Source organism: Pseudomonas sp. URIL14HWK12:I6 (assembly GCF_000514195.1).
Lineage (GTDB): Bacteria > Pseudomonadota > Gammaproteobacteria > Pseudomonadales > Pseudomonadaceae > Aquipseudomonas > Aquipseudomonas putida_A.
In genome coordinates, this window is sequence record NZ_AZVL01000012.1 from 168877 (window position 1) to 191211 (window position 22335).

Consider the following 22335-nt stretch of genomic DNA (forward strand, 5'->3'; position numbering starts at 1 on the left):
AGGCTGCTGCTCAGGGATAGCTGAACGACTTCACAAGCGTCAGTTCACCCACCGCCCGCATCGGCACCACAAACGTCTCCATCTTCTCGCTCGGCGTGCCTTCCTCGGTAATCACCGTCACCTGCGCCGTGGTCAGCGGCTGCACCGCCTCCTCCCCGCCTTCATCATCCCCCCGATAACCTCCGCCGAAGTAGTTCACATACACCAGATATTGGCCCTTGATCGGCGCCGGCATGGCGAAGATTTCCGGGCCATAGCCGGTGGTGACGTCGACGTCGAGCGCGGCGCCGTTGGGTGCGACGCGGTCGCCGTACCAGATGTGCGCGCCGTCGGGGGTGATCAGGTGCAGGTCGAGGTCGGTGCCATCGCTGTCCCACGACAGCAGCACGCGCAGTTTGGCCGGGGTGGCGCCGCCGCTGGCGTTGAGGAACTGCGTGCGATGGCGTTGCTGGCCGTCGGGGCTGCGCACTTCGACGCTGTTGCTGCCGTTGGGGAAGGAGAACGGGCGGTCGAAGCGGCCACTGTCGTCGATTTTCAGCGGCATGCTGACGCCGTTGACGATCAGCCGGCCGGGATCCTTGCTCTTGGGAGAGGCTTTGATTTCGCCGTTGATGCGCGCGGTGTTGGCTTGGCCGACCGGGGTGTTGACCGAGGAGGCCGGGTAGTTGACGGTCTGGCGGAAGCTCTCGCCTTCGCCCTCGGGCGCGCCGGTGCGCCAGCCGCCGACCGGGGTGTCGAGTTTGACGCTGTCAGCGGCCATTGCCATCGGCCATGCATTGAACGCGCAGAGCAACAGCAAGACCTGTGGATAACGGAGTGTCATGGTCTATTCCAGCAAGAGGTGACGGGCGAGCCCTTCGATGTAGGTTTCATCCTGGCCATTGGGATGTGCTTCAAAGGCCAGGTGCAGGTATTCGTGAGTCAGGTCGAGGCGATCCTGCAGCGTGAGCACGCCGCGCACGTAAATGCGCTGGCGTTCGCGATCGACAAACGGGCGGCCGAACGCCAGTTTGCACACGGCGAACGAGCTGACTTCGTTGTAGCCGGTTTCGCTTTCCAGCGTCGGACGCCAGCCGCGACGCTGCTTTTGCAGCCAGTCCTGTGCGGCGGGCAGTGCTTCGCAGGAAGCAACCGGGTTGTCCCAACGGCTGAGGCTGGCGCGCGGATAGGCGTGCAGCAGAATCGCGTCGTAGCGCTGGCCGGCGTTGGCCTGCTCGACGGCTTGTTGCCAGGCGAGTTTGTCCGGGCCGGGTTGATCGGAGTGATAGGTGACGGTGCTGCCGGCCAGCACCAGATCCGCTGTCCATGCGGCGATGTTGCGCGACTCGGCGGAGGCCGGACGCGGAGCGACGCGCTGACGGTTGCTGCTGTCGTCGATGCTCAGGCAATCGCCGTTGCGCGTGGCGTTTTGCAGCAGATAGGTGCGGATCGCCACGGCCAGTGCCTTGGCAGCTTCGGCGGGTTCAGGTTTGGCTTCGCGCTCAAGGACGCGGGCGACGTATTCTTCGCGATCGAGCCGTGCAACGAGTTTGCCGTTGAGCAGAAACAGTTCGCCGGCGCTGTGGATATCCAGCGAATTGCCGTTGGCGAATTCGACGCGGTAGTCGCCTTGCAACGGGCCGGAAGACACCACCCGATCACCGGCCAGAACCCGGGAAACGGGATAACGCGAAAACAGACCGACCTCAACGCAACGCCCTGCTTCCGCCGGCCACGAAGAAGGCAGCACCGTCGCCAGCGCCTGACCGTAATGGCGCAAAACCATCTGACTGGTACCACGCCCACTGGCCCAGATCGGCGAGCCGTCCGCCGTCCAACCGGCGAAACCGCCCTGCCGCGATTGCGGATCCTGATCACCGAGCCAGCTCCAGGTTTTCACCCGCAGGCGCCCACCGAGATCACCGACGACATTGCCGTCCGCCGCATTCAGCACGACGTCGAGCAACACGCGGCGCATCTGCTCCTGCGCCGGCAACACCGACAACACCTTCAGCAAGTCAGTCACGGAAACCCGGGTAGCCGGCTGCACGCCTGGCAAATCCAGCAACCACGAAGGCGCCTGCCGCACCTGCCAATACGTGCGCCAATCGGCAGCAGCGATGCCCAATCGCGCCGGCTCAAAGTACAACCCGCAGGATTTGACCAACGCCTGATCACGCTCGATCCTGCCGCCCGCCGAGCAGCAATAAACCTCCTCCTTGGATTGCCCGCGACATTCATACGCTGGCTCGCGCGCGCCGGTATCCACCAGCCACGCATAGACGAACAATTTCCACAGGCTGCCCAGCGGGGTATCCAGCGTCGACGGCAACGGCTCGCGAGCGATCAGTTGCGTCTGATTCAACGACAGCAACTCGCCCTTGTACGCCAGCCGCAGCGGCTCATCCTGCGCCGTCGCCAGCGCAGGCATCACACACATCAGCAGCCACAGCAGCGGCCGGTTCATGTCAGTTGACCGTGACCTGACCGAGGGCGGCTTTCGCTTCCCGGGCCTGATGCTGCGGCGCGTAGACCTGAGTGAAGCGCACCGGCGGCAGGTTGAACTGGCCCTTCTGCGAGAACCGCACCAGATGGCGCAGGCGCAATTCGCCGCTCAGCGCATCCACCGGCACCGCGTAGGCCAATTGCCCCGGTTCGAAGCGCGCCTTTTCCAGCGCGGTCGGTTCGGTGCCGTCCTTGCCTTGCAACTTGATGCCCCAGGTGGTGCGCTCGACGTCGGCGCCCGGTGGCAGCGGCACTTCGAGCATGCCGTAGCGCAGCGGTTTCGGCGCCTTGCTGGTGAGGATCACTTCGTCCAGATACAGGCTGTCACTGGAGAGCGGTTTGCTGCCGACCGGCTCCAGTTTGAAGGTGAACGCTTCGTCGCCCGGCACCAGCCGCGACAAACGGCGGGTGATGGTCACGGCCATTGGATCGAAGGCCGGTTGCTGGGTCTGGAAGCTCAGCGCCGCGCGCAGCGGTCGCTCCTGAGTGCCGGACACCGACAACACGCTCGGCACCGGCGTCGCACCCTGCCAGGTCCAGAACATCTCACCGGTTGCGCCGTAGTTTTTCTTCCAGCCTTCACCCGGCAGCAGCGCGATGGTCGGCGAGGCCTGAGCGATGCTGCGTTGCAACCAGCTCAGCGCCAAGGCGCGTTCGAGGGTCGATTGCTGTGGCAACAGACGTTGCAACAACGCCGTCGCCCGCGCTTGATCAAACGGTTGCAGCGACAGGTTCAGCGCTTCGGCAAACGGCTGCGAACTGACCGCCAGACGCTGTTGCGCCGCGCCGACCTGACGGTTGAATGCGTCCGGCAACGCAACTTTCGACTGCGTGGCCAGCGCCGCGGTCAACACCCGCGCCGCCGCCAAACCGAGCGCCGAATCCGGGTCGCTCATCACCAGGCTGTCTTCACCGTCGTCCATCAGGTTTTCGGCATTGCCCTCACCGGCCTTGGTCAGATCGTCCATCAAACCGCTGAGCAGGGTATTCACCGGCAGGTGCATCTGCTTGGCGAACGACAGAATCAGTGCCCGCTGCAGCAGCGGCGTGTTCGGCGCTTGCTTGGCGTAGACCTCCAGCACTCGCTGCCAGTGCTCCGGTGGCAAGGTCAGTTCCAGCACCTGACTGGCGTTCCAGTCGGCGTAGTAGGCGTAAGCGGTGAGGAACGCGTCCGGCTCGCCGTCGAAGCCCCACCAGGTGAAGCTCGCCGACGGCCCGGCCATTTGCACCAGACGCAGACGGCTGTTCTGCATGATCAGGCGCAGGCGATCGCGGATCTGCGGGCTCGATGCCAGCGACGGATAGGCGATGCTCAGCGGCAGCAAACGGCTGGCGGTCTGCTCGACGCCGCCGTACGGGTAGCTCAGCAGATCGTCGAGCGCGGAACGGAACAGCGCTTGCGGACTGTCATCCAGACGCAGGCGAATGTCGGTGGCGTCGGCCGGCAGGCTCAACGGGGTGTCGCCGCTGGCTACGTCGAGGCTCTGGGTTTGCGTGACTTGCCAGCCGTCACCGGTCGCGCTCAGGCGCACGGCGAGGGCGTCAGCGGTTTTGCCATCCTGCACCAGCTCGGCGGTCCACTCACCCGAGGCCAGGGCGAACGCTGGCAGCGGCACGTAGTTGATGCCGTTGTTCAGGATTACCGGCAGGCGTTGTTCGGCGCCAGCGTAATGGGTGACCAGCTCAGCCTTGACCGGTTTTTCGGCCTGGCTGAAGGCAAACACACCGAGTTGCGGCTGATCACCCTTGCGGAATTTGCTCGGCCCGCTCCACTTCAGGTACAGCGGTTTTTCCGAACGGACGAACTGCTTCTTCTGCCCGACCTGACCGTCATCGGCAATGGCCCGGGCGGTGATGCGCCAGCGGGTCAGCGAGTCCGGCATCTTGAAGGTGAAACGGGTTTTGCCGTCGGCACCTGTGAGCAATTCCGGCTGCCACGCGGCGGTGTCGACGTCTTCACGACGTGGGCGCTCCAGCACTTTCACCCCACGTTCGCTGCGGTTGGCCTTGCCCGGCGCGCCGGGGCTGCCCGGCAACGCCACGTCATAACTGATGAACGACAGGCTGGCGCTGGTGCGCACATTATTGCGACGCGGGTGGTAGAAGAACTGGTCGATGGTCGGCGCGACTTCCGGTTGCAGCGCGTAGACCATTTCATCGACAACACTCACCGTCAGATGCGCCGGAACTGCTTTACCGGCGAACTGCGTAGTCAGGTCGACGGTCACCGTGTCGCCCGGCAGATACACCTGTTTGTCGGTGCTGATCGCCACGTCGATTTGCGGGGCAATCACTTTGATCCCGGCGTTCTGGAAGCTGTACTGCCCGCCCTTGGTGTAGAGCACCGAGAAGGTCAGGTTCGGCGCGAAGTTGTCCTTCACCGGAATGCGCGCGCGGTATTGGGTGTCGCTGAGTTTTTCCAGTTTCAGCCAGTCGCCGCCCTTGGCCAGCAGCGCGGTGGCTTCGACCTTGTCGCGCTCCAGCGACAGCAGTGCATCGCTGACCGGCTCCGGGAAGGTGATCAGTGCCAGCGCTTCATCGCCGGCCTTGTACTCGGGCTTGTCGAGGACGATTTCCACAGTGCCCGGCACCGCTTTGACACCGTCGCCGGTGACCGAATGGCCGGTGGCGCCGAGGACGCGACCGTGTTGATCTTTCAGCGTCAGGTTGTAAGTACCCGGACGCTCGAAGGCCAGACTAAAGCCTTTGTCAGTCGCCGCGAGTTTGCCTTCGCCAGTGCTCTGGTCTTCCAGACGCACCCAGCTGTAGCTGCTTGGGGTCACAGCTTTGCTCTGCTCGCTGCCGCCCTCGTTGGCGTAGCTGAACGCGACTTTGTCGTTGACTGCGCTGAAACGTTGCGGCGCACTCAGGCGGAAGCTCGCGGCGCCACGGTCGATGAGGATTTCCTTGGTGGTCTTGACCCGATACGCCGCGCCATCGCTGGCAAACACGGTGAGCATGTAACGGCTCGGTTTGTCGGCGGCCGGCAGGTCGAGGGTCGCGTTGCCCTTGCTGTCGGTGGTCAGTTCAGTGCTGGTCAACTCCACCGGGAATTGCCCGAGGTATTGCAGCTCGTTGTCGACCATCGACAGTTGCTGGGCACGCAGGCTCAGGCTCAGTTTGGCGTTGGCCACCGGTTTGCCGTCCGGGTACAGCAGCACCAGACTGCCCTTCACCGGCTCGCCGGTGCGGTAATCCTGCTTGGCCAGATTCAGCGAAATTTCGAAGTGCGGCTTGATGTACTCGGCCACGCGGAAGGCGCTGCTGTAGGCCTGATCCTTGTAGTTGAAGCGGATCTCGTAACCACCGGCCACAGCGTTGTCCGGCAACTGGAACCGGCCCTGGGTACCAGCCTTGGAATCGAGTTTCAGGTCGAGGCGTTGCAGCTCGGTGCCGGTGGCATCAAGCACACTGACGTTGACGTCAGCAGCGCCCGGCAGCACCGAATCCCGCGCATTCTTGAACTCGCGACCGACGATTTTCAGCGACACCCAATCCCCCGGGCGATACAGCGGTCGGTCGGTGAACGCATAGAGTTTGGTGTCGTAGATTTCGCTGTCGTAATAGAAGTTTTCCGAGACGAACACCCCGCCCTCTTCGTCCTCGCCAATGACGAACGAGCGCTCGGGGCTGACGTGTTTCAGGCGCAGCAAACCATCGGCATCAGTGGCACCGCTGCTCATCACGCCGAGGCCGTCAGTCCACAGCACATTGACCTTCGGCACCGAACTGCCTTCGTGTTTGCGTGCGGCCCAGACCAGCAATTCATCACCGGCAATCTTGCTCACCGCCACGGTGTTGGAGACGAAAACCATGGAGGTCGCGCGGTACTTGCCGATCAGCGCTTCGACCAGATACAGGCCCGGTTTCAGCTTGCCCAACGGGATGTACACGTTACCCGGTGCAACGCTGACGAACTCGCTGGAAGACCCGGCCAGATTGACCCCGGCCGGCGGCTGGATCGGTTTGGCCTGCCACAGTGGATAACGGAACTGGCTGACCACCGGCAGACCCGGAATCAACGCGAATTGCGGCTGTGCGTCGTACGGGGTCGGCGCGGCGATGGCGTTACCCATCTTCAGTTCCGGTACTTCCTCGGTGACCTGCTTGCGCGACTCGTAGGAGAACGCGCGCTGCATCACCCGCCGCGATTTGCGGTACCAGTTGTCCCACAGGTACGCGAGGGTGTTGGACAAGCCCTCGCCCTTGAACTGACCGTCGCTGACCACGCGGTGCAGGTTCTTCTGACGTTTGAGGAAATCCAGCGGCTTTTCGATGCGATACACGCGAATGTCGGCGCCGCCGTAAGGCTCCATGCGGAAACGGCGGTAGTCGCGGCCCGGTGCTTCGAGACGCACCATCGCCTGCTCGTCGGCGGCGAAACTGCTGTCGGCCAGCAGGAAGAAGCTTTCACCGGCGACCGGCGTGTAGCCGCTCGGCTCCACCGAATCTTCAGCGTTGACGGTCGCCAATGGCAGCAACAACGCCAGCAGCAGGGGAATTCGAGCGCAGAGTCGCAGCATGCGGGCACCGGTCATTGGGAGAGAAAGTTCAGTCGATAGACGCCGATGAAGTTGGGGTTGGCTGCGTCGGGTATCCATCGGGTGTCCTTCCATGTCATGAGTTGCTGCAGGCTTGCCGAACGCATGCCGTTGTCAGTGGGGGTGGTCGTGCCGGTGTGATAGGCGATGTAGCGGCCCATCCAGATCATCAGGTGCTGGTCGTCGCCCTGATCGAAAAACATCAGGTCGCCAGGGCGTGCCTGGGACACGTCGCGGCTGACCAGATGGCTGTTGAACTGAATCAGTTTGATCGCGTTGACGTACGGCCCGACCTTGCCGCCGCCCTGCTGCCATTGCTGGGCGAGCTTGCGCTGCTCATCGCTGAGCGTCAGCTCTGGCGGCAGGTAGCGATTGGACAGGCCATTGCTGCGCAGCCACTTGTCGTCGTGAACCTTCAGCGCTTCGTTGGCGGCGAAACGCACCAGCCCCGCGCAGTCCTGCTGATACCAGCGCGGGCTCGGGCCCTGACTCAGTTGCTCCTGAGCGATGCGCACGAACCAGGCGCGGAACACCTGGGACTGCGCCGGATCGAGTGCCGGTGCTTCGACGGCGCGGGCGCCCGCGCTGAGCAGTAGCGCGAGCAGGCCGAGGCTGCGGATCAATGCCGTCACAGCGCTTTCCACTCCAGCGGCAGCCATTGCCAGTGGCCGTCAGGCTCGCTGCCTTCCGGCAGGGTCAGGGCGTATTTGCCGTAGCCGCCGAGGGTGCGCAGTTTCGGAATCAGGTAGGTTTGCGCGGCGTTGTAGAACACCGGCTCCATGTCCTGCGGCAGGCTGTCGAGGGTTTCCTGCTGCATCAGTTGCGCCATCGAATCGGGGCCGAAGTAGATCGGCATCAGCACGTCTTTGGGCAGTACGTCGGCCATCGGCGGGAAGCGTTTGTCGAGCGTGCCGAGGGCCTTGTCGACCAGTTTGTCGTCGAGGGAAAACAGCAGCGTCGAACCGTGACGGGCGAGGCTGACATTCATGAACGCTTTACCGCTGATCGCATCCGGATTCTCGGCAGTCTTGGCGGCGTACGGGCCGAAGTTGGAGCTGACCTGACGCTGCCAGACATGACTCTGGCCTTCCTGTTTCTCGACCACCGGGAATGCGTGTTCATCGACATTCGTCTCGTAGGCGCCCACCATCGAACCGAACAACGTGCCCAGATCGCCATCGAGCTTGCCGCTGTCCTCGTCCTTCAGGCTGGCAACCAGCAACGGCGTGTACAACCGCGAATCGGCGTACCAGCACAGGCCCGCCGCGCCGGCCACATGCTCGGTGAGTTTCTGCGCCACCGCTTCGTCGGCGCCGAGTTTCACCAGCAGCGGTTTCTGCGGTTCGGCCGCCACCGGCAAGGTCACGCAGGCACTGGCGCCCAAGGGCATGGCTTGCCACACCGGTTTGAAATCGAAGTCCGGCTGATTATCCAGTTCGTCCATGGCGAGGTAGCTGTGCCAGCCCTTGTCGTCCATATCGAAGCGCAGCCCGGCGAAGTTCGGGATGAAGCGCTGGTAACCCATCGCAAGGACGCTGGAATTGACCGACAGACGCTGTTTGATCTCCGGCGCCTTGGCCGGCAGACCGAAGGCCTCGGGGAACAGTTTGTCGCCGTTGAGCAGCGCTGCCAGCGCTTGCGGCGAGACGTGCCCGTACTCTTCCGATTCGCCACTGGCCGGGTCGTAATATTTGTTCGGGTTGGACAGCACCACCAGTTTGTCGCCGCGCGACGCGAACAACAGCGATTTGCTGGCGTTGTAGCTGAGCTGGTACAGCGGTACTTCGTCACCGCCGACCTTGAGGCTGCCGAAGACACTGAGTTGCGAATCGTCCAGCGCCACTTTCGCCAACGGTTCGAGCAGTTTCGCCAGGCCGCCGCGGTCCATCACCAGCAGAAAATCCTTGAGCCGGCCATCGGCGCCACGCCACAACGCGACGTCGGCCGGTTGATCGAAAAGCTGTTCGATCAGGCTGTCCTGCAGCTTCAGATCGTGTTCGTAGATGATCCGCCGCAGGCTGCCGATCAGCCCCAGGCGATCGGCGTGGGTTTCGTAATAGAAGACGAAATCCTCGGTGAGCGTGGCCTTGAGGAACGGCACCGTCAGCAGGTCCTTGGGCAACTGGCTCAGGGAGCGGGTTTCCAGCAGCGCATCCGGACGGCTCAGGCCGAGCTTGTCACTGGCCAGTGCCGCCGCCGGCACCTTGGGCTTGAGCAGCAGCCAGCCAAGACCACCGGCCACCCCGGCTACCAGGACCAGGCCGATCAGCAGCGCCGGCCAGCGCCGGGAGGTTTGGCCGGCAGGTGTCGGGACGGCCGGAGAAGCAGCGTTATCACTCATGTTCACAAAACCCGAAGTTCATCCGTGGTGCGGGATGCTTAATAGTTGAAAGTCTTGACCAGCAGCAGATCACCGATTGCCCGCAGGGGCACGATGAACGTTTCACGTTTTTCGTCGACCGTGTTTTCGTTGAGCACCAGCGTGATTTGCGAGGTGATCACCTCGTTCTGATTGCTGGCCTCCTCGAAGTTATAGCCGCCGTCGCCGAAGTTGCCCCAATAGTTGACGTAAACCAGATAGGTGCCATGCAGCGGCGCGGTCATGGTGAACATTTCCGGGCCGGGGCCATCGACACCATCCGGGTCCAGACCGCCGCCGTTGGTCAGCGCCGTGTGGGCGAAAAACGCGTGCTGGCCGTCCGGGGTGATGATGTGCAGGTCGAGCTCGGCCTTGGGATCGTCCCAACCCAGCACCACACGGATTTTCGCCGGCGTGCGCAGGTTGTTCGCTTCGTAGAACTGCACACGCTTGAGCGACTGGCCCTCGGCACTGCGCACTTCGACACTGTTGGAACCGGCGCCGAACGCATACGGCCGGGCGAACCGCCCGTCATCGTCGGTGTACAGATTCAATGGATTGCCGTTGACCGCCAGCGTATGCGGCCCGCGCTGATTGCCGATGGCCTTGAGCTGGCCCTGAATCATCGTGCGATTGCGCTGAATGCCGCGATTGATCGGCGGCGTGGGGTAGGCGACTTGCGGGTTTTCACTGCGGTCGAGCAGACCGTTATAGCGCCAACCGCCCACCGGTTCCGACAGCTCGGCATTCGGCGCTGCCAGCAGCGCAGGCGCGCAGGCCAAACCGATCAGCAGCCAAAGAAATGAACGCATGTAATGCCTCCTGCCATGCCTGAACGAAACCTTGCACCCGATCCTCGGTACTTCACAGCGGTGGAAACTGCGTTTCGTCTGAAAGACCCGTGACTATGGGGTCGTAGAAGGCGCGAAGATTAGCGATTCGGCAGTTTTTTAACAATCGGATACATCTTGAAATGCGGTAGGAATCACGCCCTCGGGTGGACGATGAGCCGAATAGGCGTCATATTCGGCTCACGAAATGAGCCGAATAGCGTTTCTATTCGGCTCACGCACTCAGGAATGGCATTTCATGGCAACTCACTGGATCTGGCAGCAGCCCGACTGGCCCGACTTCAACTGGCAGGCAGAGCGTCTCACTGCGCTGTTGCGCGAATGCGTTCAGGCGCAGGGACAATTGATGGGCATGGCGGGATCAGTGGGCAATTCATTGAGCGCTCAGACTGAACTGGACGCGTTGCTGCAAAACATCGTGACCTCCTCGGCCATCGAGGGGGAACAATTGAATGTTGAATCCGTGCGTTCTTCACTGGCACGACGCCTGGGGCTGGAATCGCCTGATGGCGACAACGTCAGCAAGCGCAGCGAAGGGCTCGCGCAACTGATGCTCGATGCCACTCAACGCTTTGCCGAACCGCTGACACTGCAACGATTGCTGGAATGGCATTCATGGCTGTTTCCAGAACAGGAGAGTGGTTTCCTTTCGCGTGCAATCAATGTCGGCGCATTACGCGGCGATGAGCCGATGCAGGTGGTTTCAGGACGAATCGACCGTCCGACCGTGCACTTCGAGGCGCCACCGCGACAAGGCCTTGAGCGGCAACTCGACAGTTTTCTCAAGTGGTTCGACGCCAGTCGGCAACAGGCAGGCCTCGATCCATTCTTGCGAGCTGGCATCGCACATTTCTGGTTCGTCACCTTGCATCCGTTCGACGACGGCAATGGACGCCTGACTCGCACCCTTACCGATCTGGCACTGGCTCAGAGCGAAGCGCAGGCGATTCGTTTTTATGCGATGTCCGCCAGCATCCTCGATGATCGTGCGGGCTATTACCGGATTCTCGAATCCAGTCAGAAAGCCACGCTGGACATTACCGACTGGCTCACATGGTTCCTGCAAACCTTACTGCGCAGTCTGCAACAGGCCATTGCGCGGATTGAAAGTGTGTTGGGAAAATCACGCTTCTGGCAGGCGCACCGCGAATCCGGGCTGTCGGCGGAGCAGATCAAAGTGCTCAATCGTTTGCTCGACGGTGGTGAGCGTGGTTTCGAGCACGGTATCAGTGCAGCGCAATACCAGAGTGTGGCCAAGGTTTCCAAAGCCACGGCCACCCGACATCTGGCGGAACTGCTGGAAAAAGGCTGCCTGCAACGTCTTCCGGGCGGGGGGCGGAGCACTCGGTATCAGATTCAATATCCGGGTGACTCGACCGACTGACACCCTTGTCCGTCGGCCCACTCATTTGCCCATAAACCCCCTATCTGCTAGTGTCGCGCCGGTTTAACGTCAACCGGAAATCGCCGCCATGGCCCGCAAAAAAGCTGCACTGGATTTCGAACAGTCCCTCGCCGACCTGCAAACACTGGTCGAGCGTCTGGAGAACGGTGAATTGTCGCTGGAAGACTCGCTGACCGCTTTCGAGCAGGGCATCGGTCTGACCCGTGACTGCCAGACAGCGCTGGCCCAGGCCGAGCAGAAGGTGCAAGTGCTGCTGGAGCGCGATGGCGAACTCGCCGAGGAACCCTTCGACGCGGAACAGCCAGAATGATTGCGGCGTATTCGGCGACCAGCCAGGCGCGGGTCAATGCGACACTGGAAATCCTCTTCAAGGCTCCGCTGCCGGAACTGTCGCGCCTGTATGAGGCGATGCACTACAGCGTGATGATCGGCGGCAAACGCGTACGTCCGCTACTCGCCTACGCTGCGTGCGAAGCGCTGGGCGGCAAGGCTGAGCAAGCCAACGGTGCGGCTTGCGCGGTGGAGCTGATCCACGCTTATTCGCTGGTGCACGACGATTTGCCGGCGATGGACGACGACGATCTGCGTCGCGGCCAGCCCACCACCCACAAGAAATTCGACGAAGCCTGCGCGATTCTCGCCGGTGACGGCTTGCAGAGCCTGGCCTTCAGCGCCCTGCTCGACCCGCGCCTGAGCAACCTCGACGCTGACATCCGTCTGCAACAGGTCACGGCGCTGGCGCACGCGGCCGGCCCGGCAGGCATGGTCGGCGGTCAGGCCATCGACCTCGGTTCGGTCGGTCTGAAGCTGGATCAGCAAGCGCTGGAGCAAATGCACCGGCACAAGACCGGCGCGTTGATCGAAGTCAGCGTCAAGCTCGGCGCCCTGGCCAGCGGCCGCGCCGAGCAGGATCAACTCAAAGCCCTGCAGACTTATGCACAGGCCATCGGTCTGGCCTTCCAGGTGCAGGACGACATTCTCGACGTCGAAAGCGATACCGAAACCCTCGGCAAACGCCAGGGCGCCGACATCGCTCGCGACAAACCGACCTACCCGGCCCTGCTGGGACTGGACGCGGCCAAGGTCTACGCTCTGGAACTGCGCGATCAGGCCCTGCACGCGCTGCGACCGTTTGACGCGGCAGCCGAGCCTTTGCGCGACCTGGCCCGGTATATCGTCGAGCGGCGCAACTGAACGCCAACCTGCCAAAAAAGACCAACGCGTGGGCAGGGGGCGATGCATCAGGTAAACTGCCGCATCTTTTATACCTATAACGATTCGCCTGATGCCCACGACGTTTCATGAGATTCCCCGCAAGCGCCCGACCACGCCCCTGCTCGACCGCGCGAACACGCCGGACGGCCTGCGCCGGTTAGGCGAAGCCGAGCTGGAAACCCTGGCCGATGAGTTGCGCCTGGAATTGCTCTACACGGTCGGCCAGACCGGTGGGCATTTCGGTGCCGGCCTGGGCGTCATCGAGCTGACCATCGCGTTGCATTACGTCTTCGACACCCCGGATGACCGGTTGGTGTGGGACGTCGGTCATCAGGCGTATCCGCACAAGATCCTCACCGGTCGCCGCCAGCGCATGGAAACCCTGCGTCAGAAGGACGGCATCGCCGCCTTCCCGCGTCGCGCCGAGAGCGAGTACGACACCTTTGGCGTCGGCCACTCCAGCACCTCGATCAGCGCCGCGCTGGGTATGGCGATTGCCGCCCGCCTGCAGAACAGCGATCGCAAGGCGATTGCGGTGATCGGTGACGGCGCGCTGACTGCCGGCATGGCCTTCGAGGCGCTGAACCACGCGCCGGAAGTCAACGCCAATATGCTGGTGATCCTCAACGACAACGACATGTCGATCTCGCGCAACGTCGGTGGCCTGTCCAATTATCTGGCGAAGATTCTTTCCAGCCGTACTTACGCGAGCATGCGTGAGGGCAGCAAGAAAGTCCTGTCGCGCCTGCCCGGCGCTTGGGAAATCGCCCGTCGCACCGAAGAATATGCCAAGGGCATGCTGGTTCCCGGCACCCTGTTCGAAGAGCTGGGCTGGAACTACATCGGCCCGATCGATGGCCACGACCTGCCGACCCTGATCGCCACCCTGCGCAACATGCGCGATCTGAAGGGCCCGCAGTTTCTGCACATCGTCACCAAGAAAGGCAAAGGCTTCGCCCCGGCGGAAGTCGACCCGATCGGTTACCACGCGATCACCAAGCTCGAACCGGTCGACGCCCCGGCCGCTGCGCCGAAAAAGGCCGGCGGGCCGAAGTATTCGGCGGTGTTCGGCGAATGGCTGTGCGACATGGCCGCGGCTGATCCGCGCCTGGTCGGGATTACCCCGGCGATGAAGGAAGGCTCGGATCTGGTGGCGTTCAGCGAACGTTTCCCGCTGCGCTACTTCGACGTTGCGATTGCCGAACAGCACGCTGTGACGTTCGCTGCCGGCATGGCCTGCGAAGGCGCCAAACCGGTGGTGGCGATCTACTCGACGTTCCTGCAACGCGGTTACGACCAGTTGGTGCATGACGTCGCGGTGCAGAACCTCGACGTGCTGTTCGCCATCGACCGCGCCGGTCTGGTGGGCGAAGACGGCCCGACTCACGCCGGCAGCTTCGATCTGTCTTACCTGCGCTGCATTCCGGGCATGGTCATCATGACCCCGAGCGATGAAAACGAATTGCGCAAAATGCTCACCACCGGCCACCTGTACAACGGCCCGGCGGCGGTGCGCTACCCGCGTGGCACCGGCCCGAACGCGACCATCGACAAGGATCTCGAGCCGATCGAAATCGGCAAGGGCATCGTCCGCCGCCAGGGCAGCAAAGTCGCCCTGCTGGTGTTCGGCGTGCAACTGACCGAAGCGCTGAAAGTCGCCGAGAAGCTGGATGCGACCGTGGTCGACATGCGCTTCGTCAAGCCGCTGGATGAGGCACTGGTGCGCGAAATCGCCGGCAACCACGAATTGCTGGTGACGATCGAAGAGAACGCGGTCATGGGCGGTGCCGGTGGCGCGGTCAGCGAGTTCCTGGCGCGCGAGAACATCCTCAAGTCGATGCTGCATCTGGGCTTGCCGGACATCTACGTCGAGCACGCCAAACCCGCGCAGATGCTGGCCGAGTGCGGGCTGGACGAAGCGGGAATCGAAGCTTCGATTCGTGAGCGCCTGGAACTGCTCAACAAGTAACACGCAATACCCATGTGGGAGCGGGCTTGCTCGCGAAGGCGTCGGATCAGTCGATGATGAGTGGACTGATACACCGCCTTCGCGAGCAAGCCCGCTCCCACATTTGATTTGTGTACATCAGAAATACCCACGGGAACACCGATGAACCTCTCGCGCCTCGCCCTGCCCTTTCTCCTGCTGCCAGCCGCCAGCGCCCTCGCCGACACCTTCGAACGCGACGAAGCGCTGAAGCTGTCTGACACGCTGATCAGCGCCAACCGCCAGGTCGAAGCGCGCAACGACAGCAGCGCCGCCAACACCGTGTTCACCCGCGAAGACATCGACCGCCTGCAACCGGGCAGCGTCACCGATCTGCTGCAGCGGGTGCCGGGTGTGCAAGTGGCGCAGGCCGGTGGGCGCGGTAGCCTGCCGGGGATCTACATTCGCGGCACGCAATCGGCGCAGAGTCTGGTGCTGGTCGATGGCCAGCGCATTGGCAGTTCGACCTCCGGCGATAGCAATCTGCAGCACCTGAACATCGACCAGATCGAACGCGTGGAAGTGTTGCGCGGTTCGCGTTCGGTGATTTACGGCAGCGATGCGATTGGCGGGGTGATTCAGATCTTCACCCGCCGCGGCACCGAACAAGGCCTGCAGCCGCGCTTGCACGTCGGCTTCGGCAGCAACCAGACCTGGGAACGCAGCCTCGGCCTGTCCGGTGGCGATGACAAGACCCGTTTCAACTTGGGCGCCAGCCTCGATGACACCGCCGGTCTCGACCGCACTCACGAGTCCTATCCCAGCGACAGCGATCATGATGCCTACCGCAATAAATCCGTCAGCCTGAGTCTCAGCCATGCACTGACCGATGACATCGAAGTCGGCGCCAACCTGCTGGATAACCGTGGCAAAAGCGAGTTCGACAACCCGTTCGGCCGCTTCGATACGACTACTTTCGAGTCGGTGCAACAGCAGCCTTACAGCGACTTCAACGTCAGCAGTGTCAGCAGCTACGTCGATGCCCGGGTCAACGAAATCTGGAAAACCCGCGTCGAATTCGGTCACAGCGAAAATCGCGAGAAAACCTTCGACAAGCTCAGCGACGAGCGCACGGTGTTCAATACCTATCGCGATTCGGTGAACTGGCAGAACGACCTGACTCTGGATGCGCGCAACAGCCTGATCCTCGGCGGCGACTGGTACGAAGACCGGGTCAACAGCAGCACCGCGTTCAATGAAGACAGCCGCTGGAACCGCGCCGCGTTCATCCAGCATCGTTATCAGGCCGACAGCTTCTCCACCGAACTGGGTCTGCGCCACGACGACAACCAGCAATTCGGTAGCCAGAACACCTGGAGCGGCACCTTCACCCTGCCGCTGAACCCGGACAACGATCTGTTGCTGAGCTACAGCGAAGGCTTCCGCGCGCCGACCTTCAACGACCTGTACTACCCGGACTTCAGCAACCCTGATCTGAAGCCGGAAACCTCGAAAAGCTACGAGCTGCAATGGCGCAGTCAGTTGAGCGATAGCAGTCGGCTGGAGGCGTCGATTTACCGCACTGATCTGCAAGACGCGATCATCTTTGGCAGCAACTCACGCCCGGAGAACGTGGCCTCGGCGCGGATCAATGGCTTTGAAGCGGCGCTGAAACAGGAACTGTTCGGCTGGCAGAGCAATCTCGGTGTGGCGATTATCGACCCGCGTGATCGCGATAGCGGGCACACGTTGGCGCGTCGTGCGCGGCGCACGATGAGTTGGGATCTGGATCGACAGTTTGACCGGTTGGGCGTCGGCGCGAGCTGGCAATTGGTCAGCAGCAGTTACGACGATCTGAACAACACCCAGCCGTTGGGTGGCTACGGCACGCTTGGACTGCGCAGCAACTGGGCGCTGAATCGCGAGATCAAACTGGATCTGAAGGTCGAGAATCTGCTGGACAAGGGTTACAGCCGTGCGCTGTACAGCTATGACGGCAGCCAGTATGGCTATCGCGAGGAAGGTCGGGCGTGGGTAGTTGGCGTCACCTGGACTCCCCAGCTTTGATTTGAATCTTCGCTGATTTGACTGGCTCCTTCGCGAGCAGGCTCGCTCCCACAATTTGGAATGCAATTCCCTGTGGGAGCGAGCCTGCTCGCGAAGAAGCCACCCCGGCTTCAGCGGTCAGGCGCGATCAATTGGCAGAGTTTGGCGGTGGCATCGATCATTTGGCCGCTTGGGCGCTCAAGGCCTTTATCGGTAACCAACAGCAGTTTCCCCTGCTTCACTGCTGCCACCTGCGGCCAGTCTTTCCATGCATCGAGCTGGGCCTGCTCACCGGCCAGTATCACCTGCGGATCGCGCTGCAGCACTGCTTCGATACTCACCTGCGGCGCCGGCAAACTCAGGTCGGCAAACACATTGCGTGCGCCACAGACTTCGAGCGCATCGCTGATGATCTGCCCGCCACCGACGGTGTACAGCGGCTTGTCCCAGACTTGATAGAACACCTTCAGCGGCGTGTCCCGGCGATAGCGCTGGCGCAGGTCATCGAGCTTCTGGCGCAGGTCCGCCGCCAGTTTCGTCCCACGCTCAGGTCGCCCCAGTTGCGCGGCAATCGTCTCGATCTGCGCAGACAGCTGTTCGAGATTGTGCGGCTCGGCGACGTAGGTCGGAATGTTCAGGCGTTTGAGCTGATCGCGTTGTGCCGGGCCGACACTGCCGGGCCACAGCAGCAGCAAATCCGGCTTGAGACTGAGCAGGCGCTCCATGTCGAGTTGGCCATAACGACCCACCGAGGGAACATCGGCAACGGCTGCCGGACGCTCGCCGGCATCGAGCACGCCAACCAGCAGATCGGCCGAGCCCAGCTCGATAACGATTTCAGACAGAGAAGGCGCGAGACTGACCACTCGCAGACTCGCCAGCACCGGGCCGGCGCAGGCCAGCAGCAGAACCGCCAGCCACAGACGACGCATCAGCCGAGTTGACGCGGGATGCGATAGAGGTAGAACAGTACCGCCGTGGACAACGCCAGCAGCATCAGCGGTACGGCTTCGAGGCCGACGAACACCGCCAGCGCACCGATCCATGCCGGCAATGCGGCCGCGAGGAATGCACTGCGACGCTGGGCCGCCAAGGCAATCCAGGCCGCCGGTTCGTCGGGGGTATCAAGGGCTTTTTGCGTGGCGATCAGCGCGTGCTTGTAGCGGCCGAAAAACTTCAGACTGACAAACATCGAGGCCACGCCGGCAATGAACAACGGCATGGCCAGCACCGGCAGAATGCCTTCGCCTTGGCCGAACAGGCCATTGAGGACAAACAGCGGCAGCAGCGCCAGCGCCAGGTATTTCCACCAGTCGACCGCCAGACGGCGTCGCACCTGACCGCGGGTCACGCGCGGTCGACCTCGCCCTGATGCTCGTTGCCCATCATGTGGTCGAGCTTGCTGGCCTTGGTCGCCAGGTACAGTTTGTTGTGCGGGTTGTGGCCGGTGTGCAGCGGCACGCGCTCGGCGACGACGATGCCCATGTCGGTCAGGGCTTTGACCTTGCGCGGGTTGTTGGTCATCAGACGCAGCGACTTCACGCCCAGATGCTCGAGCATCGGCAGGCACATGGCGTAGTCGCGCTGATCGGCGGCAAAGCCCAGACGTTCGTTGGCTTCAACGGTGTCGGCGCCGCCGTCCTGCAACTCGTAGGCGCGGATCTTGTTCAGCAGACCGATGCCGCGACCTTCCTGACGCAGGTACAGCAGCACGCCACGGCCTTCACGGGCGATGGCCTTGAGCGCCGCTTCGAGTTGCGAGCCGCAGTCGCAGCGCTGGCTGAACAGCGCATCACCGGTCAGGCACTCGGAGTGCAACCGGCCGAGAACCGGGGCACCGTCGGCGAAATCACCCAGGCTCAGCACAACGTGCTCGCGGCCGGTAGCCTCATCGAGAAAACCGTGCATGGTGAATTGCGCAAAAGGCGTTGGCAGCTTGGAAGCGGCGACAAAAACGACAGGCACCGGTGTGCTCCTGATCTAAAAATTCTGAAAATTCGCAGGCCGGCATTGTAACAGCAGGTTCCTGCAGACGCTTAGGCTGAATTATCGGGCATAACGATCAAAAAGTTTGATAACACCCGGGCAGTGCAGAACCCTGTGGGAGCGGGCTTGCTCGCGAAAGCGTCGTGTCAGTCGATCAATAGGCTGGCTGACACACCGCATTCGCGAGCAAGCCCGCTCCCACAGGGGGGACGGCCCTGTCAGTTCGGCTCGAACGGATACGGCTGCCTCCACTGCTCGAAAATCGGCTTCAGCTCGCCGCTCTTGACCAACTGCTCCATGCGCCGGTCGAACACTGCCATCAACATGCGCGATTGCGGTGTGTTGGCGAAGCACAGGTACAGCGGCAGTTCGGCGATATGCGTCTTGCGAAACTGCGTCGGTTCCCTGGCCCGGCCAAGCACGTAATCGATTTCGGTCAAAGCATCGATGTAATAGTCGGCGCGGTTGTGGGTGAGCATCGAGAGGATCCCGGTACGTCGCACGACCTCGTTGAAGTTGCGTACGCCGGGTAGATAATTCTGATAGTCGTAACCGCGCACCCAGGCCAGCCGATATTGACCGAGGGTTTCCGGGGTCGGTGCTGGATTACTTGCCAGGCCCAGGGCGTAGATGTGGTCGGTGTCGAAATTCCAGCGCGGATAGAGCAGGTCGCTGAATTCTTCATGATAAGAACCGACACAAGCATCGACCTCGCCACGCTGGGCCAGCCCAACTGAACGAGTGTACGGTTCGCTGCGAATGTCGAGTTTCACTCCCGCCGGTTCGAACACCTTGCGCAGCACGTCCCAGCCCAGGCCATGACCGTCCGCGGCGGTGTAATCTTCCCAGTCCTCGCTGGCCAGGTGGATGACCGACGGCGCGTGCGCGGTTTCCTGCGCACTGGCGACAGTGCCCAGCAAAGTCAGAAACACCAGCGCCAGCCAGCGTCGAACCATCCCTAGTCTCCTCACTTAACCCTGACGATCTGGATCAGGCGAAAATCCACACCAGTCCCTGCATCGCCAGCCAGGCGAACACGCCGGCCAGCACGTCGTCGAGCATGATGCCGACGCCGCCATGGACATGCCGGTCGATCCAGCGGATCGGCCATGGCTTGAGAATGTCGAAGAAGCGGAACACCAGGAACCCCGCGAGCAACCAGTACCAGCCCTCCGGCACCAGCCACAGGGTGATCCACATCCCGACCATTTCGTCCCAGACGATGCCTTCATGGTCGTGCACCCGCAGATCGTCGGCGACCTTGCCGCACAGCCAGAAGCCGAACAGCATGGTGATTCCGAGCATCAGCCAGTAACCCCAGTCGGGCAACATCTGCCACAACGGGATAAAGGGTAGCGCAACTAACGAACCCCACGTGCCCGGCGCTTTCGGCAAGGTGCCGGAGCCGAAGCCGAACGCGAGGAAATGCCAGGGATTGCGCCAGACCGACGGCGGAACGAATTCGGCCGGAACCTGTTTCGGGTGATCTGTCACGGTGTCTCCTGAAAATGTTGATAACCCCGGATTTTCGGGGTGATGTCGTGTCCTTCGCGATCCAGCAGGACCACACCCTGGCCCTGCGCCACACGCCCGATCACATGGATCGGCCAGCCATCGGCCAGCAGTGCCGGCAACTCGACGGACGGTAGCGTGAAGGCCAGCACATAGTCATCGCCGCCGCTCAACGCCGCCCGTTCCGCGCCGCGCTGACCGAGAAAAGCCACTAAAGCATCGGACAACGGTACGCGCTCACGTTCAACTTCGAGGCGAACCTGCGAGGCCAGAGCGATATGCCCGCAATCGGCGAGCAGGCCGTCAGAGATGTCGAGGGCCGATGTGGCCTTGCCACGCAAGGCCTGACCGAGCGCCAGTTGCGGTTGCGGCGACCAGTAATGATCGAGCAACGGCTGAGCGATACCTGCTTCGGCCTCGCGCTGGCCAAGCACCAGCGGCAAGGCACCGGCGGCATTGCCCAGCTCGCCGCCGACGCAGAGCAGATCGCCCGGTTGTGCGCCGCTGCGGGTCAAGGCCTGCCCGGCCGGCACCCGACCGAACACCGTGACCGTCAGGCTCAACGGCCCGCGCGTGGTGTCGCCGCCGACCAGCGCGATGCTGCAGCTCTGCGCCATGTGGTTCAAACCGTGGGCATAGGCTTGCAGCCAATCGGCGGTCACCGTCGGCACAGTCAGGGCAAGGGTAAAGGCAACGGGCGTGGCGCCCATGGCGGCCAGGTCGCTGACCGCAACGGCCAGCGAGCGCTGACCGAGCAGAAACGGATCGCAGGGATCGGCGAAGTGCACGCCGGCCACCAGCGTATCGGTGGAAATCGCCAGCTGTTCCCCGGGGGGAACCGCCAGCAAGGCGCAGTCGTCGCCAATCCCCAGAGCAACGCCCTCGCCGCCCTGCGCACAAGGCGCGGCGGCGAAGAAATTGCGGATCAGCTCAAACTCGCCCATGAGGTCTCAAGCGCGTATCAGCGCTTGAACGCCTTCACTTCAGCTTCACGCAGGCGCGGAGCCAGCTTGTCGAGTACGCCGTTGACGAACTTGTGGCCGTCGGTCGAACCGAAGACTTTCGCCAGCTCGATACCTTCGTTGATCACCACGCGGTATGGCACGTCGACGCGCTTGAGCAGTTCCCAGGTGGACAGGCGCAGAACCGCCAGTTCAACCGGGTCCAGCTCTTCGATTTCGATGTCCAGGCACGGCTTGAGCGCGGTGTCGATTTCGGTGCGGCTCGCCGGAACCCCGTGGAGGATTTCGCGGAAATACGCGCCGTCGACATCGGTGAAATCGTTATCAACGCGGAACTGCGCTTCGATCTCGTTCAGCGAAGCCTTGGCCATGTGCCACTGATACAGGGCCTGAGTCGCGAGCTGACGGGCTTCGCGACGCTTGACGCTCTTCGATGGCTTGCCGGCATCCGCAGGTTTCGGATCGCGCGGGTTGAAACGATCGCTATCGTCGCTAATCACTTGGCCTCCAACTGCGCCAGCAGGCTGACCATTTCCAGAGCGGACAGGGCAGCTTCAGCACCTTTGTTGCCGGCCTTGGTGCCGGAACGTTCGATGGCTTGCTCGATGGAATCAACGGTCAGGACGCCGAACGCGACCGGTACGCCGAACTCCATGGACACCTGGGCCAGACCCTTGGTGCACTCGCCTGCCACGTATTCGAAGTGTGGAGTGCCGCCACGAATGACCGCGCCGAGGGCGATGATGGCTGCGAACTCGCCTTTCTGGGCGACTTTCTGCGCAACCAGCGGGATTTCGAAGGCGCCAGGCGCGCGGATGATGGTGATGTCGCTTTCGCTCACGCCGTGGCGAACCAGGGCATCAACTGCACCGCTGACCAGGCTTTCAACCACGAAGCTGTTGAAACGGCCCACTACCAGAGCGTAGCGGCCTTTAGGGGCGATGAAGGTACCTTCGATGGTCTTCAGGGTCATTCGTCAGATCTCTTAAAGAGCCGGGACACGTTTCGTACGCATCCCTCAGTGATATTAGCCACAAATTCATGACC

At 62.4% G+C, this 22335-nt stretch carries 19 protein-coding genes; 5 read left to right on the forward strand and 14 right to left on the reverse strand.

Annotated elements, in window-relative coordinates; translation table 11 throughout:
- Positions 1–10: 10 nt before the first annotated feature.
- Genes H043_RS0117475 through H043_RS0117500 form a run of 6 tightly spaced genes read right to left on the reverse strand, consistent with a single transcriptional unit; the run spans position 11 to position 10196 of the window.
- On the reverse strand, positions 11–823 hold the full coding sequence (locus H043_RS0117475; RefSeq protein WP_027612918.1) for a YfaP family protein: 813 nt from the start codon (positions 821–823) through the stop codon (positions 11–13).
- Between the two features lie 3 nt (positions 824–826).
- Positions 827–2446: a DUF2300 domain-containing protein gene (locus H043_RS0117480; protein WP_027612919.1), complete on the reverse strand. Its 1620-nt coding sequence runs from the start codon at positions 2444–2446 to the stop codon at positions 827–829.
- 1 nt (position 2447) lies between these two features.
- Positions 2448–7022 (reverse strand): alpha-2-macroglobulin, encoded by a 4575-nt coding sequence (locus H043_RS0117485; RefSeq protein WP_081730248.1) that lies wholly within the window; start codon positions 7020–7022, stop codon positions 2448–2450.
- The gene (locus H043_RS0117490; RefSeq protein ID WP_049827900.1) at positions 7019–7684 is read right to left on the reverse strand and encodes a DUF1175 domain-containing protein; all 666 of its coding nucleotides are present in this window, start codon (positions 7682–7684) and stop codon (positions 7019–7021) included. The genes H043_RS0117485 and H043_RS0117490 overlap by 4 nt, the downstream gene beginning before the upstream one ends.
- Positions 7654–9366: a DUF2138 domain-containing protein gene (locus H043_RS0117495; RefSeq protein WP_027612922.1), complete on the reverse strand. Its 1713-nt coding sequence runs from the start codon at positions 9364–9366 to the stop codon at positions 7654–7656. The genes H043_RS0117490 and H043_RS0117495 overlap by 31 nt, the downstream gene beginning before the upstream one ends.
- Positions 9367–9404: 38 nt before the next feature.
- Positions 9405–10196, reverse strand: a complete 792-nt coding sequence (locus H043_RS0117500; RefSeq protein ID WP_027612923.1) for a YfaP family protein — start codon at positions 10194–10196, stop codon at positions 9405–9407.
- Positions 10197–10473: 277 nt separating this feature from the next.
- Here H043_RS0117500 and H043_RS0117505 point away from each other — a divergent pair, with 277 nt between their 5' ends.
- The 5 genes from H043_RS0117505 to H043_RS0117525 all read left to right on the forward strand — a co-directional run bounded on the left by H043_RS0117505 (position 10474) and on the right by H043_RS0117525 (position 16849).
- Positions 10474–11619 carry a Fic family protein gene (locus H043_RS0117505; protein WP_027612924.1) on the forward strand — a complete coding sequence of 382 codons (1146 nt, stop codon included), beginning with the start codon at positions 10474–10476 and terminating at the stop codon, positions 11617–11619.
- Positions 11620–11707: 88 nt separating this feature from the next.
- Entirely contained in the window at positions 11708–11950 is a 243-nt protein-coding gene (locus tag H043_RS0117510) for an exodeoxyribonuclease VII small subunit (protein ID WP_027612925.1), read from the forward strand.
- A complete protein-coding gene (gene ispA, locus H043_RS0117515) occupies positions 11947–12834 on the forward strand; it encodes a (2E,6E)-farnesyl diphosphate synthase (RefSeq protein ID WP_027612926.1) in 888 nt (295 codons plus the stop codon). The genes H043_RS0117510 and ispA overlap by 4 nt, the downstream gene beginning before the upstream one ends.
- A 91-nt stretch (positions 12835–12925) precedes the next feature.
- Positions 12926–14824, forward strand: coding sequence for a 1-deoxy-D-xylulose-5-phosphate synthase (gene dxs, locus H043_RS0117520; RefSeq protein ID WP_027612927.1), 1899 nt, complete (start codon positions 12926–12928; stop codon positions 14822–14824).
- Positions 14825–14965: 141 nt separating this feature from the next.
- Positions 14966–16849 carry a TonB-dependent receptor gene (locus tag H043_RS0117525; protein WP_027612928.1) on the forward strand — a complete coding sequence of 628 codons (1884 nt, stop codon included), beginning with the start codon at positions 14966–14968 and terminating at the stop codon, positions 16847–16849.
- A 110-nt stretch (positions 16850–16959) separates the two neighbouring features.
- Here the strand turns inward: H043_RS0117525 and H043_RS0117530 are convergent, their stop codons facing one another.
- The 8 genes from H043_RS0117530 to ribE form a co-directional block, all read right to left on the reverse strand.
- Positions 16960–17760, reverse strand: a complete 801-nt coding sequence (locus H043_RS0117530; protein WP_027612929.1) for a cobalamin-binding protein — start codon at positions 17758–17760, stop codon at positions 16960–16962.
- Positions 17760–18179, reverse strand: a complete 420-nt coding sequence (locus tag H043_RS0117535; protein WP_027612930.1) for a hypothetical protein — start codon at positions 18177–18179, stop codon at positions 17760–17762. The genes H043_RS0117530 and H043_RS0117535 overlap by 1 nt, the downstream gene beginning before the upstream one ends.
- Positions 18176–18793 (reverse strand): GTP cyclohydrolase II, encoded by a 618-nt coding sequence (ribA, locus tag H043_RS0117540; RefSeq protein ID WP_027612931.1) that lies wholly within the window; start codon positions 18791–18793, stop codon positions 18176–18178. Before ribA ends, H043_RS0117535 begins: the two co-directional genes overlap by 4 nt.
- A gap of 239 nt (positions 18794–19032) precedes the next feature.
- Positions 19033–19770 (reverse strand): ABC transporter substrate-binding protein, encoded by a 738-nt coding sequence (locus H043_RS0117545; RefSeq protein WP_027612932.1) that lies wholly within the window; start codon positions 19768–19770, stop codon positions 19033–19035.
- 34 nt (positions 19771–19804) lie between these two features.
- A complete protein-coding gene (locus H043_RS0117550) occupies positions 19805–20308 on the reverse strand; it encodes a phosphatidylglycerophosphatase A (RefSeq protein WP_007910933.1) in 504 nt (167 codons plus the stop codon).
- A complete protein-coding gene (thiL, locus tag H043_RS0117555) occupies positions 20305–21270 on the reverse strand; it encodes a thiamine-phosphate kinase (protein WP_027612933.1) in 966 nt (321 codons plus the stop codon). Before thiL ends, H043_RS0117550 begins: the two co-directional genes overlap by 4 nt.
- 17 nt (positions 21271–21287) lie before the next feature.
- Complete coding sequence (gene nusB / locus H043_RS0117560; protein WP_003228643.1) at positions 21288–21788, reverse strand: transcription antitermination factor NusB; 501 nt, start codon at positions 21786–21788, stop codon at positions 21288–21290.
- Positions 21785–22261, reverse strand: coding sequence for a 6,7-dimethyl-8-ribityllumazine synthase (ribE, locus tag H043_RS0117565; RefSeq protein ID WP_003228649.1), 477 nt, complete (start codon positions 22259–22261; stop codon positions 21785–21787). The genes nusB and ribE overlap by 4 nt, the downstream gene beginning before the upstream one ends.
- Between the last annotated feature and the right edge of the window lie 74 nt (positions 22262–22335).